This is a genomic window from Rheinheimera pacifica, assembly GCF_900108485.1.
GTDB classification, from domain to species: domain Bacteria; phylum Pseudomonadota; class Gammaproteobacteria; order Enterobacterales; family Alteromonadaceae; genus Alishewanella; species Alishewanella pacifica.
The window spans coordinates 1-18031 of sequence record NZ_FNXF01000016.1 but is presented as its reverse complement, the minus strand read 5'-3'; the positions used below and the strand labels follow the sequence as shown (position 1 = coordinate 18031).

Here is an 18031-nt window from a genome sequence, read left to right as displayed (position 1 = left end):
CCGCGGCATCAGGCAATTTGCTGATCGTCGTTCATGCCGCTATACCAGGCTTTAAATAACACTCTTTCAAGTGCCTGTTGCAAGGCATCGTTAATGGGTAAATGTTGCTTACCCAATTCATAATCCAGCTCGTTTACCTGCTCTTTGGCCATGATCATCATTGGTGGCGGATCAGATTCCAGTGCTATCAGTGTGTCCTGATACGGAACCGGCCGGTCAGTTTTAATGACCTTGCACACCGACAAAGAGGTTTTACCCTGTTTATCGCGATAACCTGCGGCGCCAAACAAGCGGCAAATACTCGGGCGCTGCTGGTATACGCTGCACTGGCCCTGTTTGCCATCAAATGACTGCTTCTGATAAAAAAAACAGCCCTGAGGCTCTGTTAACTCTTCGAGTTGTGTCAGTGTTTGTTCTGCTTTACCTTGATCAAACAAGTGTAATGCCAGCGGTATCATTTCCAGCACCGTCGCTTCTATCGTCGGTTGCAAACAGCATTCACCACAGCCAGAGCGACAGTTTAAGCCACGCTGTTGTTGGTACGCTGAAAATGTTTCCGCTATTTCGCCATACACAGCCTCAACACGACGCGATAATTCACGCAGCCGTTGCATAAAGACTCCGAACGAAATAATTATTAATTTGGGTTTGCCTGTTAAGGAGCAACGAAATGTTGCAGCGCCATTGTACTGAGTTGTTCAATCTGTCAGCAATAGGCGCGGTAAAATATAGTTAGCTTTAAACAGATAACGCCAGTAACGGCATTGGCCGCGCTATGGCGTAGCCTTGCACATAATCTACCCCCAGCAGTTGCAGGGCGTCGCGCACAGCTTCGGTTTCAACATATTCGGCAATAGTTCGCATACCCACGGCTTTGGCAACCTCGTGGATAGATTTTACTATGGCTTTATCGTATTGATCGTCCAGCAAGTCACGCACAAAGTGACCGTCAATTTTTATAAAATCGGCCGGAAAGTGCTTCAGATAACTGTAAGATGAAAAGCCACTGCCAAAATCGTCCAGCGCAAACAGGCAGCCCTGGCCACGAAAGAACTGAATAAAGCTCAGCGTGTTTTGTAAGTTCACAATGGCCACGCTTTCAGTGATCTCAAAACAGATACGCTGATAGGGGATCTGATAGTCAGTAAATAGTTGCTGTACCTGCTCTTTAAAACCACTGTCGACCAGCGAGCTGCCAGACAAATTAATACAGCACAGCTCAAGTTGTTGCAGATGCTGCGGGTTCTGCTGCAACCAGCGGAAATAATGGCGAATAACCCACAGGTCGATTTGTGGCATCAAACCAAAACGTTCTGCAGAGCTCAGGAAGCTGCCGGGTCCAATCAGGGTATTGTCTTCACCATGCAGGCGCAATAGTACTTCATAGTGCAGGCCACTGCTTTGCTGTTTTAATGCCTGAATGGGCTGCTGATACAGGACAAAACGGTCTTGTGTGATGGCATCACGCAGTTGCGCAACCCATTGCATCTCTGCCTGATGGCGCTGGGTTTCCAGATCGTTGCTGTCAAACAGCTGAATACGGTTGCGGCCTTTATCTTTGGCAATGCTGCAGGCGGCATCGGCCTGCTTAATAACATCATCGGCGACAATATTATTGCCGCTGATTTCAGCGATACCAATACTGACACTGATGGGGTAAATGCTGTCTTGCCAGATAAAACGGAATTCTTTTACGGCGTCCAGTAAACGGTAGGCCAGAGCAAAGGCTTCATTGGCATTTTTGCCGGTTAGCAAGACACCAAACTCGTCGCTGTCGAGCCGGGCCAGCGGGCCATTGTGGCCAAGTGTACGTTTAAACACTTCGCTAAGCTGTTTTAGTAAAGCATTTCCGGCACTATGGCTGCAGTTGTTATTGATAAGCTTAAACTGATCAATATCAATATACAGCATACAGCCGGCCGTAGCGCCGCCTTGCTGACACAGTGCCTGCAACTGCTGTTCAAAGTAAAAACGGTTATACAGTGCAGTAAGGCTGTCGTGGTTCGCCAGATAGGCCAGTTGTTCATGAGCCAGTTTCTGTTCGGTAATATCAATAACAGAGCCATGTACAAAAGCATCGCGATCATTTACTGAGCGCGCCAGCCGGGCCGACATCAACGCCCAGAACCGGCTGTGGTCGGCGCGTAACCCCTGAATTTCAAAGCTTTTGTTGTTGCCAAGCTCTAACTGGCGCACCAGCATTTGCCGCTCGGCCGGGTCGGCATAAAAACGTGCCATGCCGCTGCCACTCACAGCTTGTTTTAGTTCATCCAGAGTGTTGTAACCCAGAATATTCAGCAAGGCGGTGTTGGCGTTTAACAGTTTGCCATCCAAAGTGGTGGTAAACATACCCTCAACGGCATTATGAAAAATATCATGGTACTGTTGTAACTGGCTAATACTTAAGCTGTTTGCGTCACTCTGGCGCGGTATTTTTTGCAAACCAAAGCTGGTTAATGCCAGGCTGAACAGCATTAATAATTGCAGCAGGTAGAGCCAGTCAAAACCGGTGTTCAGATATCCGGCCTGGCTTAGTGTCAGTAACAAGGCACTGCACAGCGTAAAGACACAGGCCCAGACAAAAGCGCGGGCTTGTGGTTGGCCTGCCAGCGTGAAGCGGACGGCCAGTATAATATTGCTGCCAAGTACCCAGCCCAGTGCCAGAAACAACAGCAACAGCCGCAACTGGCCAGAAGCATATAGCGGGCTGAACAACAGCAACATAGCGGCAAAACTACTGGCGTGGCTAAGCCTGCGCCACAAGGGGGTATATAAATGCTGTAAAGCGTGGTGAATAAATAAGTTCAGGCACAATAGTGCGGTACCGACGCTGATATATAAAATAGCCTGATTTACTTCCGGGTGGCCTGGCCATAGCATCGCAAAAGCCATACCGTTAAGTACGGCAATAACCAGAGCGAAGCTGACAAAAAAGGCGCTGTAATACAGATAGTTTTTAGCTTTTAAACGGAAAAATTGCACCAGATTATAAAATGCCAGTAGCAATAACACGCCTTGCAACAGGCCATCCAGAATAGCTGCCTTTTGCGAGTAAGCAATAAAGCTGTTATAGCGCCATAACAATAAGTCACTGGGTACTAACGCGGCGTCTTGTACGCGTATAAAAATATCGGTTTGCTCGTGTGCAGCAAGGTTCAGGCTGACAGCGTAACTACGATAGGGTAAAGCACGCTCTGTGTACGGGTAATCATTACCCGAGCGGCTAAGCAGGCGGACGTCTTGCGTTTGTCTGTTGCGCTGGTAGATTTCAATTTTATCAGCCATCGGAAAATCATATTCCAGCACGACTTGTCGTTTCAGGTGGCTGTTGTTCTGCAGGCGGGCAAATAGCCATACTACCTGATGTTCGGCAAACAAAACCTGCTGCGAGGGCGCAAGTAAGCTAAACGCATGCTGCTTTTCCGGGTCTGCTAAAATATCGTCCAGGCCCAGTTGCGACGGTGTAACCTGAAAATAAACCTGCTGCAGGCGCTGCTGTTCTGGCAGCGGGCTGTGTAGCATGTTAACTTCAGCATGAAATGCATGGGCAGGCAGGGTAAACAGCCAGATCAATAGCAATAAGCAGTAAGTGCCTGTTCTCACTGACAGCTTTCTCCGCAGCAGGTTGAAATGTTAACGAAATGAGCTGTGAACAGTAACATATGGCGTGCTATGGTGTCAGCAAAAAACATTGTTAGCTGTTGTTTTGATACGGATCAGACAACGGGCGCTTTATCCGGTTTGAGCAGACAGCAACTTAGGTTATAACTAGATAAGAAAACAACAACACGGAGACATTATGAAACCACTGATACTAATGTGCGGGCTTTTGTTGCTGGCAGGCTCTGCCAGTGCGGCTGACATTGCTGCCGGTAAGGCCAAAGCCGCAGTGTGCGCGGCTTGCCACGGCGCGAATGGCATTTCGATTATTCCTGACTACCCTAACCTGGCCGGGCAAAAAGTAAAATATCTGGAAAGCTCAATCAAGGCTTATCGCGATGGTGAGCGGAAAAACCCGATCATGTCACCCATGGCATCCGGTTTAACCGATGCTGATGTGGCTAATATCGCCGCTTATTTTGCCAGCTTACCGGGCGGTGGCTGATTATCTGCTGCCAGATAATCACTGATCTCATCAATAAAGTCAGCACCGTACCGGGCCAGCTTTGTCTGGCCAACGCCTGATATTGCCAGCAGGCTACGGTTGTCTGTTGGCAGTTGCTGGCACATCTCAATTAAGCTGGCATCACTGAATACTACAAAAGGTGGTACATCATCGCGCTGGGCAATATTTTTACGCAGTGTTTTAAGCCGGGCAAATAAGGCCCGGTCATATTGCTGTTTGCTCAGGCGCTCTGGTTCGCGTTTTACACTTTGCAGCCTGGGCACGGCCAGCGACAGTTCGGTTTCGCCACGCAGCACCGGGCGGGCTGCCGGTTGTAGTTTTAACACCGAATGAGCAGTAATATCCTGCTGCAGCAAGCCAAAGTGAATAAGCTGACGCAAAATGCTCAGCCAGTAATCATGGCTTAACTCTTTGCCAATACCCCAGGTTGATAGCTTGTCGTGGCCCAGTTCAAGCACTTTTTGGCTCTGGCCACCACGCAGTACATCAATAACATGATGCATACCAAAACTCTGGCCGACACGGTAAACACATGACAGGGCTTTTTGTGCCAGTTCAATGCCGTTAAATTGTTGGGGGGGCTGCAGGCAAATGTCGCAGTTGCCGCAGCGGGTTTGCCGGGCTTCACCAAAGTAGTTCAGCAACACCAGACGGCGACAGGTTTGGGCTTCGGCAAAGGCGGCCATGGCTAAAAAACGTTGCCAGCTAACTTCAGCGCGCTGCGCGTTTTCTTCGGCGTCCAGCCAGCGTTTCATCCGGCCTATATCGGCCGGATCAAATAACAACATGGCTTCTGCCGCTACACCATCGCGCCCGGCCCGGCCGGTTTCCTGGTAATAGGCTTCAATGGTGCGGGGTAGCTCAAAGTGCACCACGTAACGGATATTCGATTTATTTACCCCCATGCCAAAAGCGACAGTGGCGACAATAAGCTGATAGTCGTCACGCTTAAAGGCATCCTGCACGTTATTGCGCTCGTCGCTGCTAAGGCCGGCGTGGTAAGCTGCAGCGTTAAAACCGCGCTGTTTTAGCTGTTCGGTAAGCTCATCTACTTTACGTCTTGAGCCGCAATACACTATGCCGCTGGCACCGTCTTGCTGTTGCAGGTAGCTGACCAGCTGCTCTACCGGGCGAAATTTCTCCTGTACGGTATAGCGGATGTTGGGCCGGTCGAAGCTGCCCAAATGCACTAAGGGTTGCTGCAGGTTCAGCTGTTGCAGAATATCCTGCCGTGTTGCGCCGTCGGCAGTGGCGGTTAATGCCATTACCGGTACCGTCGGGAAACGCTGCTTTAGCAGGGCCAGCGCCATATAGTCTGGCCTGAAATCATGGCCCCACTGTGAAATACAGTGGGCTTCATCAATGGCAAACAGGCTGACACCCAAATCCTGCAGCCGATCGAGAAATTGCGGTTGTAACAGGCGCTCGGGGGCCACGTACAGCAGCTTGAGTTCGCCACGGCGCAGCCGGGCAAATACCTGCAGTATTTCTTCACGGCTTTGGCTGCTGTTAATAAATTCAGCGGCAATACCGTTGGCTTGAAGTGAGTCAACCTGATCTTTCATCAGTGACATCAGCGGGGATACCACTAACGTGATCTGTGGCAGCAATAATGCCGGCAACTGATAACACAACGATTTACCCCCGCCGGTTGGCATCAGCACAAAGCTGTCCTGTCCCTGCAGCGCAGCCTGGATCACATCCAACTGACCATCACGGAATTCACTGTAACCAAAGGCTTGTTTTAACAGGGGCAGCAGAGCGTCTATCACTTAATACCATCGGGTAACGAAAATAAGCCGCCATTCTAATGGCAAAAGCGGTGCTCAGAAACAACAAATTCAGCTTATCGGTGCCAGTACTTTAGTTAGCTGACTGATTTTTGCCGTTAAGTGAGCTGCTGGGCGGGCTTATTTGGGCGTATAATAGCGCCTCATTTACCGGAGCCTGCCTGCATGTCGTTAAGTCGCGAACAAAAACTGGGGGGCATCTTCGCCGCCAGTGCTTACAGTTTATGGGGTGTCGCCCCGCTGTATTTCAAACAGATTGATTTTATTCCGGCAACAGAAATTCTGCTGCACCGTATTGTCTGGTCCTTTGTGCTGCTGTCATTGATCGTGCTGGCGTTGCGCCAGGGCGACAAAGTACTGGCTATTTTGCGTCAGCCTAAAATGCTTGGCTGGTTGCTGCTGTCGGCTTTGTTGCTTGGCGGCAACTGGGGCTTGTTTATTTGGTCGGTAAATAATCATCATATGCTGGATGCCAGCCTGGGTTACTACATTAACCCGCTGCTTAATGTGTTGCTGGGAATGTTGTTTTTAGGCGAGCGGCTGCGAAAAATGCAATGGACGGCGGTAGCGCTTGCCACCAGCGGTGTGCTGATCCAGCTGATCACCTTTGGCTCACTGCCGTGGATAGCGCTGACACTGGCCGGCTCTTTTGCTATTTATGGTTTGATGCGCAAAAAGCTGGCGGTAGATGCGATTACCGGCTTGTTTTATGAGTCTTTGTTATTGTTACCGTTGGCGCTATGGTACTGGTGGCAGTTTGCCGACAGCAGTGCGGCAAATTTATTAACTAACAGCTGGCAGCTAAATGGTTATCTGATAGCGGCAGGCCTGGTTACCACCGTGCCGCTACTGTGTTTTATCGCCGCTGCCCGGCGTTTACAGCTGTCGACTATGGGCTTTTTCCAGTACATAGGCCCAAGCTTTATGTTTGTGTTTGGTGTCTGGCTGTATCACGAGCCTTTTGCGGCTGAGCGCTTTGTAACTTTTGGTTTAATTTGGTTGGCCTTACTGTTGTACACCGCCGATGCCTGGCAATTTAACCGCCAGCGCCGGCTGCAGGCAAAACTAAAATAGCGTAAGCTGGAGATAGCTGAAATAGGAGTACATTGATGGCCGGTAGCATTGATTTAATTGCCGTTGTCTGGTTTTTTTGCCTGTGGGTTGGCTATACGTTATTTGCCAAACGCCGCGCTAAGGTGGTGTCATGCCTGTCGTTTGAACTGCGGCGCAAACGCAACGACTGGATGCAAAAGATGTTGCTGCGCGACAACAAAATGGCAGATGTCGGGCTTATTTCCACATTGGAGCGTAATGTCACCTTTTTTGCTTCCAGCACCTTACTGATACTGGCGGGTTTGCTGACGGCGATGGCGTCAGCAGAAAAGCTGAGCCTGATGCTGTCTAATCTGGTGCCCTGGGCCAGCTACAGCGAAAGCGCGGTACAACTGAAACTGTTGTTGCTGGCATTTATTTTTGTGTTTGCTTTTTTCCAGTTTACCTGGTCATTACGCCAGTATGGTTTTTGTGGTGTGTTGGTAGGGGCGGCTCCTGATGGCCGTGAGATGACGGTCGAAGATCAGCAGTTATATGCCAACCGGGCCGCTAAATTAATCGATCAGGCCGGCCACTCGTTTAACTACGGTTTGCGTTCGATCTATTTTTCATTATCGGCGTTAACCTGGTTTATCGACCCGATACTGTTTATGGTGGCGTCAGTTGTGGTAATGCTGGTTATGAAGCACCGCGAGTTCCATTCTAAGGTGCTAAAAGCGCTGCAGGAATGCTAAATAAAATGCCCGAGCTTGCAGTTGCAAGCTCGGGCATTTAAACAAACAGGTTATTCTGCTTAACCTGTTTAGTTCTGGCGGATTTCAAAAGCGCGCACTACGCGCGATACGCCTTCAACATGACGGGCAATATCCACCGCTTTGGCGGCTTCCTGCTCGGTAACTAAACCCATTAAAAACACCTCTGCGTTTTCTGTTACCACTTTGATATTCAGGCCACTTACCTGTTCATCTGCCAGCAACTGGGTTTTTACTTTGGTGGAAATCCAGCTGTCGCGGGTGCGGGTGGTCATGGCAGTGTTGTTACCCAGGCGGATCTGGTTTTGCACATCGCGCACGCCATCAATTTTGCCAACCAGTGCCTGTGCTTGCTGGCGTATGGCTTCGTTGCGGGTTTGGCCGGTAAGCAGTAATACACCGTTATAACTGGTTACGTTAATATTGCTGCCCTCAGCAGTGGTGGCGTCATCAGACAGCGCACGCTTGGCTTTTAGCACCACGTTTTTGTCATCAATTTGCGCACCCAGCGTGCGTCTGTCGTTGGCCGATGTAACTGCTGAGGCGCCGCCGGCAACCACAGCCGCGGCACAACCTTGTAATAACGCCAGTAGGGTACAGGCACAGACTAACTTTAGCGTATTCATAAATCTCCTTGTTGTGGGAACAACGTCATATCTATCAGTTCGCACAGACTGTGCAGTAAAAAGGTATAGCATTCAAAAATGCGTGCTGGCCGGTGTACCGGTACTTTCAGCTCAACATCTTGTTGATTCAGCAAACCCGACAGTTCGCCACTGGTATCTACCGTCAGCGCTATCACTTTCATGTCGTTGGTTAATGCTGCTTCGACGGCTTTTATTAAACTTGGTTCTGCACCGGTAAGCGAAATAACCAGCAGTACATCGTTACTTTGCCCCAGTGCCTTGATTTGCCGCGCCAGGTAATCCTGCTGATGGCAATGCTGCAGGCTATGGTTGTGTGGCAATAACGCCAGTGCGGGTAGTGTCGGGCGTTCGGTTTCAAACTGGTCCAGCAATAGCTGGGCAAAGTGGTTTGCCAACGCACTGGTGGCGCCTTCGCCACAGCAAATGACTTTGCCGCCGCTAATCAGGTTATTAACAATAACACAGGCGGCATTTTCCAGCGGGCCGGCCAGGCTTTCGCCAGTGGCTATCATGGTTTGAATATTTTCGCTAAACAGCTGGCGAATATGCTCTTGCATCAGGTTATCCTGCTTGTTGTACTACTGCGTAATCGCATTTTTTATCCATTGATACTGATATGGCGGCTGGCCTTCAATGGCCAACACATCAAGCCTGCATGCGGTATCGCTTAATTTGTGTTGCTGTAAATACCAGCGGCTGGCGCGCAGCAGTTTTTGCTGTTTGGCTGCAGTAACGGCGGCGATGGCACCGCCAAAAGCACTGCTGGCGCGGTATTTTACTTCAACAAATACCAGTGTGGTGCTATCGCGCATAACTAAATCTATTTCACCGGCTTTGCACTGATAATTTTGCTGTACCAGCTGTAATCCCTGGCGCTGCAGATATGCCAGAGCAAGTTGCTCATACAGCTGGCCCAGTTTATTCATAAGCTAATCAGGGTTCCTGAACCGAAGATAACCGGCTGTTGCGATAACTGGCCCAGCTTAACTGGCGTACTATGCTGCCATCAGCATTAAGCCGCAATTGTCCGGTAAGGCCGGGAAACACGGCAGACGGTAATTGTTGTTGCTGGCGCAGGCTGCCCACCAGCTTAAATGCATCATACCCCATGGCAAACAAACGCTGCAGTGTTTCATCCTGTTCTTTAAATAATTGCTGGTATTGCGCTCGCAACTCGACTGAACTTTGCTCGCCCAGCATCCAGGGCATTTCGGTAAAGGTCAGGCCGTTTAAATCGCGTAAATCTGTGCTGCTAAGGCTGGTGCTATGGCTGCGTGAGCTGGCATAAATAGGTAGCCGTGGTGCTGTCGGGCTGACAGACACATCAACAAAGGGTTTAAACAACTGGGTTTGCACCGGATCGGCAATCAGATAAATGGCATCGATATCTAACCGGCTGTGTGGCTCGGTTTCCAGTTTTTGCGGCACCAGGCTATTAATTTGTTTTAAGCGTTCGCGGCTGCGATCCGTTTCCAGTAAACGGGCGATCAGTGCTTCCAGATCCTCTTTGCTATTAAACTGGTAGCTTTCAGCCGGTTGGTGGCCCAGTTGCTGCCACTGGCGGCTAAAGTGCTGCTGCATTCGCACCGCGACGTTATTAGCAGCACTGATCACCACCGGGCGGCGATAGTTTTTTTGCTGGAACAGTTCGGCTACCTGCGTGGCCTCATCTTCCATGCTAAGGGCAAAATAAAATTTATCTTTGGCGTTGGTTTTCGCTGCGTCGTGCGTATTTAAGAACAGCGTTGGCCAGGGCCAGTCGGCTTCATTGCTGATGGTGTCGACCTGTTCTTTTAACAAAGGCCCGATAACAAACTCGGCCTGCAGTGCGCTGATTTGCTCACGCAGGGCACTGGCTGATTGCTGGCTGTCGATAAACACTAACTCAGCCTTATTGGCGCTGGCAGCGGCCAGTATGCCGTACTGAATGGCCTGAGCATGCTGGCGGAACTGACCTTGCAATGGCAATAACACGGCAATTTTTGCCGGCTGAAACGGTTGCAGGCTAAACAGTTGCTGCACGGCTTCAGGTAGCTGCTGTAACGGCGGCATACTACTGTAGCGTCGCTGCCAGTCGGCAAATGCCTGTTGCAATGCCGCCGGGCTGCCAATATGGCGGCGGCTTAACTGAGCCAGGCTAAGCCAGGCCAGGGTATTTTGCCGGGCATTTACGCGCAGGCTTTCCAACTGGCTGTCGCTAAGTGCACTAAGGTTACGCCAGAGTAAATCATTGTATTGCGGGTAGTGGGTGCTGACATCGCCGTATTGTTCCAGTTGCAATAAGCTGCGGCTGGCGGCCAGATAGCGGCGTTGCTCACTGTGATAGCTGGCAGTTAACCAGAGAAAGTCGGCCTGATCAGTACGGGCAACGTCTTTTATCTCGGTTTTTTCCAGCAAGTTGCTCAGGTTTGCATGTTGACCGGTAGCAATATAAGCCTGTAGCAGAGGCAGCAGGTTTTGCTGACGGATCTGCACAAAAGGGCTTTGTTTCAGGTTTTCACAGATGGCCAGCGCCAGCAGATAATCCTGCTCAATCAGCGCCTGACGCGCCGCTTTAAGCAAATGATAATGTTGCGGCTCGGCCTGATAATTCGCCGCTAACTGGTATAACTGGCGGGCAGCAACACCGGTTTTAACCTCGCCTTCGGCCACAGTTTCACTGCGTAGCGGGGTGTCTGTCTGGCGCTGTTGCGGGCTTTGCGCGCAACTGCTTATCACGCCTGCGGCGCAGAGAAATAACAAAGGCTTTAATTTGCTGGAAGTCACAATGCACAGTACCATAGCGAAACAATGGTCTTATCTTACTGAGACTGCCGGTTAAGCTCAATTAAATAGCGTACATTAATCATCAAATGGCAAAAGATAACGGTTTTTTATATGTAGTGGCGACCCCGATAGGCAATCTGGACGATATCAGCCAGCGTGCTATTGATACCTTAAAGCAGGCCGACTGGATAGCCGCCGAAGATACGCGCCACACCGGGCGCCTGCTGTCACATCTTGGTATCAATGCCAAAACTCTGGCATTGCATGATCACAACGAAAAACAACGTGCCGCCGGTATTATTCAAAAGTGTTTGGCCGGTGAGCATGTAGCGCTGGTATCAGATGCCGGCACGCCGCTGATAAGCGACCCCGGCTACAGTTTAGTGCGCCAGTGCCGCGACGCCGGTGTGCGGGTAATCCCTATTCCCGGCCCCTGTGCGCTAATTACCGCCTTGTGCGCAGCTGGCTTGCCGACCGACAAATTCCATTTTATCGGCTTTTTAATGCCGAAAAGCCAGCAGCGGCAAAACCAGCTGGCAGATATTCCGGCCGGTGTCGGCACTATTATTTGTTATGACACCGCGCGGCGCATTAAAGACACGCTACAGGATGTGGTTGTGGTCTTCGGACCTGAGCGCGAGTTAGTACTGGCCAAAGAGCTGACCAAAACCTTTGAGCATCTGGAATATGGCACAGCGGCACAGATCGCCGCCTGGCTCGAAGCCGATCCACAGCGCTGCCAGGGCGAAATGGTACTGATGATAGCGCCCACACCCAAAGCCGAAAGTGAAGTAAGCGATGCTGAACTAAGCACCCTTAAACTGTTACTAACCGAGCTGCCACTGAAAAAGGCCGCTGCGTTAACGGCACAAATCCATGGCGGTAAGAAAAACGCTTTGTATAAAGTGGCACTGCAATTGTCTGGTGAAACCGGATAAAACCGGTATAATCGCGCCGTGAGTTGGCCAAGACAATCGCTGCCTGCGCAAGCAGGGGGAGGAAAGTCCGGGCTCCACAGGGCAGGGTGCCAGGTAACGCCTGGGGGGCGTGAGCCTACGACCAGTGCAACAGAGAGCAAACCGCCGATGGCCCACGCAAGTGGGATCAGGTAAGGGTGAAAGGGTGCGGTAAGAGCGCACCGCGCGGCTGGCAACAGTTCGTGGCACGGTAAACTCCACCCGGAGCAAGATCAAATAGGCCCCCTTTGGCGCGGCCCGCGTTGGGGGCGGGTAGATTGCTTGAGGCTTAAGGCGACTTAAGTCCTAGAGGAATGATTGTCACTCTGGCAACAGAGCACAGAACCCGGCTTAACGGCTGGCTCACACCAAACACCACAAAAACCGCAGCTGTAACAGGCTGCGGTTTTTTGTTTTCCGCGCTCTGCGTTTTTACTGCTTGCTCTGTTGGAAAAGCCATCATTACTTAACGTTTGATTTGTAAAGCTTGTTGCAAAACTGGCTAAAAAACAGCTTGTGAATTTGTAAAGATTTGTATATCGTGCACCTGTTCAGCTTGGGTTCATTTTTAATCGCAACTCACAAGCTAAGACAATTAAAGGGCAAACTGCACCGAAAGGGCAGGACGCAAAGCTACTGGTCTAATAATGTTCGTACGAATGTTAATGACGGCAGTGGTTGCATTAGCTTAGTCGCATATGCCGAAGTAACCAGTGTAGCTTTTTACGCCACCCGGCCAGCACTTTCTATGTAGTTTTTCCTTACTTATCGGCAGCTATAACTGTTGCCGTCCGGCTATTGCAGGATATAGGAATTGCGGTTAGCAATGGTGTAAAACATATGACTCAATATATAAAACAGATCTTGCTGGTTTGCTCAAGCATAATACTGCTTAGCGCATGCGCTCAGAGCAAATCTCCCGGACAAAGTAAGCCTCCGGTACAAAGCTATCCGCACAGTGACATTGAAATTAAGTATGCAGTGCGTCATTTTGAAGCTGATTTAGTTCAGTCAGTAGCGAAGTTTAAAGGTAACTACCTTAGCCGTGAGCAGCTTGAAACAATAATCAGAAAGCATTTTATCAGCCAGTTGGCAGAGCAAAACCTGCTTGCAGCAGAGGATGATATCAACGTAGTTGATTTGGATATCTTTGTTGATTATTCCCGTCGCTTTGTCGGTGACGCCACCCCGTTTCCTGTTGAGAAAATGGTGTCTCCGATAATAGCCTTGCATGAAAACAGCTACTTAGGTGATGTGGTTATCCGCAGTAAAGTTAGTGGCGGTATGGCACTTGCAGACATATTTAACGGCCTTACCACTCACAATATAGAACTTGAACATAAAACCGCGCAAGCCATTGCCAACAGCTTGATCAAGCGGCTGATTAGCACGATGCAATACGACAAGAATGCGTTTGCTGCAATAACTGCTGGCATGTCCGCTGAACAGATAAAGCAGAATCGGCTGTATACCAAAAAAGAGGTATTAACCAAAGCTAAACCAGCGGGTTTAGCCTCAGAGCAATATCTGCCCGAAGAACTGGTGCAAAGTTATCTGTTATCGTTGACAGAAGGTAATGCGGCTAAGCGTATTGATTTATATAAGCAACTGATCTCTGAATGGAATAACAGTACTGCTGTATATGACGTTATTAATGCCAGAGTATTGGCAGGTTACCAAAACACCGCCGCTACGGATGTAGAGGAAATGACTTGGGCGACCAAAGCACTGGCCTATTCCGGTTTAGAGCGCTACCGCCCAACGCTGGATACGGTAGTAACCGGCGACGCACCGAAAAAGTTGCAAGACTATGTTAGAAAGTACCTTGAGACTATGACTGTTCGTTCAGAGCAGGCCAGCGTAATCCATGATATTTCAACCATGTATCCTGAACTGGATTGGCAAACTAACCAACTGCTAAATATGTTGAATAGCAGCGACAGTTCGTTGCGGCTTGACGCAGTAAAAGTTATTTATAAGCAACAGCTCAATAATGAGCGATTGCTGGATGAACTAAGTGACATTCTGCAACGTGAAGCCAAGGTGCAACGTAACCGCTACGCCGGCTATTCTGACTTCCACGCCTGGAGTTGCAGGGTACTGGGGAGTTCCGGCAATGCTAAATACAAAGCAGTTCTAACTGACCTTGCCGACAATGCATACACCTACAAAGTGCGGGAATTCGCTGGTAAGTTTGTTCGCAAATTGTAAGCATTACATTCAGCGACAGCCGGCTATGCGGTTGTCGCCTATGTCTGCTATATGTTTCTGAGGAGCATGGTAATGCTTTGTTACCTTATTGATCGCGTAAAGGCAATGTCCGGCAAGTTTATTTTTGCCCTGCTGATTTCCGCTATTGCAGGCTGTGCGGCAAATGATACCCGTGCACCGGATAACCAAAATACAGCAGTACCTGCAGCGCAGCCTTTAGCTGGAAAAGCCTTTCTGCCTGTAGCTACCGCTTCGTCTATTTTAAATTATGCGGTCAAGATACGGACACAGTGTATGTACTTGTTCAGTTACACCGGCATAGAGTTATTAAAGCTTAATAAAAACGCGCCCGGCGACATAAAGCTGGCAGTGTCAGAGAACAGCAATAATATCCATGATCAACTACAAACTATCAGAGAGCGTGCAGAGAAGCTGACAACGCATAAATTGGAAAGACCTGATGTTGCGTTAAACAGTTCTGAAGATTTTATGCTGGAAATGGAGAATGGTATTGCTGTATGCAGTAATGCTTTAATATCGTTTATTGATAATATTTCCTCTGAAGATTTTTTAATGCCTGGAGACAGGAATTATTTGTCAGATGATGAGCGTTATTCCCGTTTTAAAGAAATGATGTATCCTCAATTAAATGTTTTGGGGATGACATATGCTTTCGAAGTCAATGAGTATTCGCAGTATAACAATACAATTTCGGCGCAGTATCACTTCAGCTTACTAATGCAGCATCTGTATCAAACATTATTGGCCATTTCGCAAAGCCATTTTGGCAATGCAGCTCAGCTCGCTAATAAAGAATATAAGGCTGCTTTAGTGACTTATTTAGATCTAAAGACAAAGGCCAGAAAGGAAGTTGATACGATGGTAGGCATGCATTTTTTGCTGCAGCTATCCAGCGGAGTACTAAACCCTGAAATACTGAAAAGTAAAGATGTTATGGCTGGTAAAGATACTGCAAACCTGTTAGCGGAATATGATGAAATAATAGCGGAGTTTGACTCTGATTTTGTTACTCTGCTCACTGAGCTATCCAAGGTGAACTCGGATGATAGTCAGGTTAATGATCTGCTGGGTAAACTCCTTCAAAAAATTGTTGGTCATGAGGTTGCAAGAACAAAAATTAGACAGGATTATAGGAGAATGATGCTGAAGGTCTTTCAGATGATGATTTTGCAAAAAAATAAATAGTTTTATATATAATCCATTGAAAATTAAAAAATAACTTTTATTTGTTCTTTGTAGGTAGGGTGAAGGAATGCGGATATTATTGAGCTTTTTTTTAACGTTATTGGCATTTTCTGCTCATGGTTTGGAACTGTGTAAGGCAGAAAAAGGAGAAGGTTACGTTATGGAGCAGTTAGCCGAAATGACGGCATTAGATGCACAAGGTCAGGATAAACTTAAGCCAATGCTAGCTGAACTAAAGAAAGCGGCAAAAATGACTGAAGATCAGTTGCTTAACTATAGTGTCGGATTGCTGTCGAGGCCTGAGTTGAGCAAGTTGTATGCTGAGCGTATGACTCATGGTTTAAAACTGATGAGCTTGGTGGCAGGGAAAGATTGCGATGCTTTTATTAAGACCCGGGATAAGTTGGCGGAAGTTGCAAAACGGGAGTGGGAGATGACATTTAAAGTTATTTCGGCAGATATGAAAAAATATAAATAGTTGTTTTTATGGTGAAAAAGTAACAAGTGAATATAATTTTTGGTGTGTGGTGGTTTTTGATGAGCGGCGTTGATATGAAAATTATTTTCCTGGTAGCTATTTTATCTTTAGTGAACGCATGTAGCACATTGGTGACCACTTATAACCCCAGCCAGATAGCGCATAGCAAGCTGGCTAAAATAGAGAGCCATAACATACCAGGTGAAGGCCCTGTATTTGCCAGCATTTTGAGTGTGTCCGACATGAAGAAGAATATTATTGTTGGTGACAAAAAGCTTACCGGCGGTTTGAAACCGATAATGAAAGATATTTATTTAGAGCCTGGAAAATATATTGTTGTGTTCCGTTGCGGTACTGATAGCGTTAGAGCAATTTCCGAGCAAGCTCTGCAGGCTAAGTCCGGAAAAACATATCGCTTAGAATGTATAATCACAGAAACTAAAAGTGGCATTTTCTCTGGTGACATACCGAAAAGAGTCCGGCTTAAAATAAGCGAGATATAAAACCGACTAATTTCCACTAGCCATAGTGAACTTGTCAGTATTTTCTTGCCGTGGTCATTGGCGCGGAAGTCCGATATTTTTTATAAAATATTTTAATGTCACCTTGTTTTGGATGAGTTCTATGGATCAATTAAAATCGCGGTTGTGTCTTGTGGTGTTATTGGCAGGACTTTCAGCTTGTGCAGCGGATAAATCCCAGAAAGTTCACGATAAAAAAGATGGCAATACTGTAGAAAAATACTACAAGCAGCTCAGTGCTATGCAACAAGAGCAGGAAAGAAAAAATTATGAAAGTTATATCGCCGACTGTAAGTTTGGCTTAACGGAGCTGTCATGGCAGACAAAAAGAAGTGAATTATTAGAGGATGCGTACCAAGTATGTATGCGTGAGTTTAGAGCCGAAATGGATGAAGAAGGTTTCCACAAAGCAGTTGTTCTGGAGCTAAAAGCATCAGCTCTTTGGCTGGACAGTGCGCTATGGTTACATAAAAAGGGATTGTATGTGCCTTTGGCACTGGACTTGTGTCAGCAATTGGCAATTGCTCCAGAAAAATTCTTATACCTCCCCAGGATGTCAAGATATCCTGTTCAGGCTGCCCGTGATGGGATTGAGGGGAAGGTGGTAGTTACTCAAGTATTTGATGGTGCAGGTTTTCATAAAGAGTTTGTTGAAATCGTCAGTACTCCTGAAAGAGTATTTTCCAGAAATGCAGAGAGATTGTTTAGCCGTGCAGCTATATGCCCCACAGGTTCAGATGCTATGAGTACAGTAACTCTTGATTTCACTTTAAAAAATAACAAGACGGGTCATGAGTTGTCAGAGGGATCATGAGTATTTCCCCAATAATGCTGTAGCTCGCTGTATCAAGTAACTGCCTGCAGTGGTGCAACTTGCTGCGCCACTGTTCTGTTGTAAAGCAACTCCTCCCCCGTTTCTCTGCTTTTCCTCCTCCCGCAAAAATTATCATTACTTAATACTTGATTTGTAAAGCTTGTTGCGAAATTGGCTAAAAAACAACTTGTGAATTTGTAATTATTTGTATATCTTGCTGTCCGTTCAGCTTGCGTTAATGCAGTAGCGTTCTCGTTTCAAGCTAAGACAATTAAAAGGCAAACTGTACCGAAAGGTCAGGACGCAAAGCCGCTGGTCTAATAATGTTCGTTACGAATGTTAATGATGGCAGTGGTTGCATTAGCTTAGTCACATCTGTTTGATGTCAATCATAGCGGTACTTTTTACCGTTATCCGAGGTAGTGTTCAAAATTCTGTGTCATTTCATTAAACTAAGCGAAAACGAGATGACACATGACCAACCCAACTTTCGATATACAAGCAGCCATTCAGGCATTACGTGATGGCAAAGGTTTGTCTGGTAAAGACGGTATCTTAACGCCGTTAATTAAACAACTGACCGAAGCAGCGATGCAGGCCGAGTTAGAGCAGCACCTTGAGCAAGATGAAGCCCCTAATCGCAAGAACGGCAGCTCTGCCAAAACCATGAAAAGCACCGCCGGCAGCTTTGAATTGAATACACCACGTGAC

General features: G+C 47.9%; 17 protein-coding genes, 1 other RNA gene and 2 riboswitches. Of the genes, 11 read left to right on the top strand and 7 right to left on the bottom strand.

What is annotated here, in order from left to right:
* Positions 1 to 8: 8 nt before the first annotated feature.
* Positions 9 to 614, bottom strand: coding sequence for a YkgJ family cysteine cluster protein (locus BLW68_RS16795; protein WP_092795842.1), 606 nt, complete (start codon positions 612 to 614; stop codon positions 9 to 11).
* 124 nt (positions 615 to 738) lie between these two features.
* A complete protein-coding gene (locus BLW68_RS16790; protein WP_092795840.1) occupies positions 739 to 3603 on the bottom strand; it encodes an EAL domain-containing protein in 2865 nt (954 codons plus the stop codon).
* Positions 3604 to 3799: 196 nt separating this feature from the next.
* Between BLW68_RS16790 and BLW68_RS16785 the strand changes: the two genes are divergently transcribed.
* Positions 3800 to 4105, top strand: coding sequence for a c-type cytochrome (locus tag BLW68_RS16785; RefSeq protein ID WP_092795838.1), 306 nt, complete (start codon positions 3800 to 3802; stop codon positions 4103 to 4105).
* Here the strand turns inward: BLW68_RS16785 and recQ are convergent.
* On the bottom strand, positions 4075 to 5898 hold the full coding sequence (gene recQ, locus BLW68_RS16780; RefSeq protein ID WP_092795836.1) for a DNA helicase RecQ: 1824 nt from the start codon (positions 5896 to 5898) through the stop codon (positions 4075 to 4077). The two genes, BLW68_RS16785 and recQ, sit on opposite strands and share 31 nt — an antisense overlap.
* Before the next feature lie 183 nt (positions 5899 to 6081).
* Between recQ and rarD the strand changes: the two genes are divergently transcribed.
* Positions 6082 to 6990: an EamA family transporter RarD gene (gene rarD / locus BLW68_RS16775; protein ID WP_092795834.1), complete on the top strand. Its 909-nt coding sequence runs from the start codon at positions 6082 to 6084 to the stop codon at positions 6988 to 6990.
* A gap of 35 nt (positions 6991 to 7025) precedes the next feature.
* Positions 7026 to 7703, top strand: a complete 678-nt coding sequence (locus BLW68_RS16770) for a DUF599 domain-containing protein (RefSeq protein WP_092795832.1) — start codon at positions 7026 to 7028, stop codon at positions 7701 to 7703.
* A 68-nt stretch (positions 7704 to 7771) separates the two neighbouring features.
* On the opposite strand, the gene dolP is transcribed toward BLW68_RS16770, so the two are convergent.
* The 4 genes from dolP to BLW68_RS16750 are packed head-to-tail and all read right to left on the bottom strand — an operon-like array spanning position 7772 to position 11134.
* Entirely contained in the window at positions 7772 to 8347 is a 576-nt protein-coding gene (dolP, locus tag BLW68_RS16765) for a division/outer membrane stress-associated lipid-binding lipoprotein (protein WP_092795830.1), read from the bottom strand.
* Entirely contained in the window at positions 8344 to 8925 is a 582-nt protein-coding gene (locus tag BLW68_RS16760) for an SIS domain-containing protein (RefSeq protein ID WP_092795828.1), read from the bottom strand. The genes dolP and BLW68_RS16760 overlap by 4 nt, the downstream gene beginning before the upstream one ends.
* A gap of 21 nt (positions 8926 to 8946) precedes the next feature.
* Positions 8947 to 9294 (bottom strand): YraN family protein, encoded by a 348-nt coding sequence (locus tag BLW68_RS16755; protein WP_092795826.1) that lies wholly within the window; start codon positions 9292 to 9294, stop codon positions 8947 to 8949.
* Between the two features lie 7 nt (positions 9295 to 9301).
* Positions 9302 to 11134: a penicillin-binding protein activator gene (locus tag BLW68_RS16750; protein ID WP_245728382.1), complete on the bottom strand. Its 1833-nt coding sequence runs from the start codon at positions 11132 to 11134 to the stop codon at positions 9302 to 9304.
* Positions 11135 to 11220: 86 nt separating this feature from the next.
* Between BLW68_RS16750 and rsmI the strand changes: the two genes are divergently transcribed.
* The 8 genes from rsmI to BLW68_RS16710 form a co-directional block, all read left to right on the top strand.
* On the top strand, positions 11221 to 12072 hold the full coding sequence (rsmI, locus tag BLW68_RS16745; RefSeq protein WP_092795822.1) for a 16S rRNA (cytidine(1402)-2'-O)-methyltransferase: 852 nt from the start codon (positions 11221 to 11223) through the stop codon (positions 12070 to 12072).
* A gap of 19 nt (positions 12073 to 12091) precedes the next feature.
* Positions 12092 to 12460: RNase P RNA component class A (rnpB, locus tag BLW68_RS16740), an RNA gene on the top strand.
* A gap of 221 nt (positions 12461 to 12681) precedes the next feature.
* Positions 12682 to 12776, top strand: a riboswitch (cyclic di-GMP riboswitch).
* 154 nt (positions 12777 to 12930) lie between these two features.
* Positions 12931 to 14301 (top strand): hypothetical protein, encoded by a 1371-nt coding sequence (locus tag BLW68_RS16735; RefSeq protein ID WP_092795820.1) that lies wholly within the window; start codon positions 12931 to 12933, stop codon positions 14299 to 14301.
* A 72-nt stretch (positions 14302 to 14373) separates the two neighbouring features.
* The gene (locus BLW68_RS16730; protein ID WP_092795818.1) at positions 14374 to 15507 is read left to right on the top strand and encodes a hypothetical protein; all 1134 of its coding nucleotides are present in this window, start codon (positions 14374 to 14376) and stop codon (positions 15505 to 15507) included.
* A 67-nt stretch (positions 15508 to 15574) separates the two neighbouring features.
* Positions 15575 to 15985: a hypothetical protein gene (locus BLW68_RS16725; protein ID WP_092795816.1), complete on the top strand. Its 411-nt coding sequence runs from the start codon at positions 15575 to 15577 to the stop codon at positions 15983 to 15985.
* Positions 15986 to 16044: 59 nt separating this feature from the next.
* Positions 16045 to 16488 (top strand): hypothetical protein, encoded by a 444-nt coding sequence (locus tag BLW68_RS16720; RefSeq protein ID WP_092795814.1) that lies wholly within the window; start codon positions 16045 to 16047, stop codon positions 16486 to 16488.
* A gap of 121 nt (positions 16489 to 16609) precedes the next feature.
* Positions 16610 to 17320: a hypothetical protein gene (locus BLW68_RS16715; RefSeq protein ID WP_092795812.1), complete on the top strand. Its 711-nt coding sequence runs from the start codon at positions 16610 to 16612 to the stop codon at positions 17318 to 17320.
* 267 nt (positions 17321 to 17587) lie between these two features.
* A riboswitch (cyclic di-GMP riboswitch) is annotated at positions 17588 to 17683 on the top strand.
* A 111-nt stretch (positions 17684 to 17794) separates the two neighbouring features.
* Positions 17795 to 18031: transposase (locus tag BLW68_RS16710; RefSeq protein ID WP_177172271.1), on the top strand; the 237-nt coding region annotated here is incomplete at its 3' end.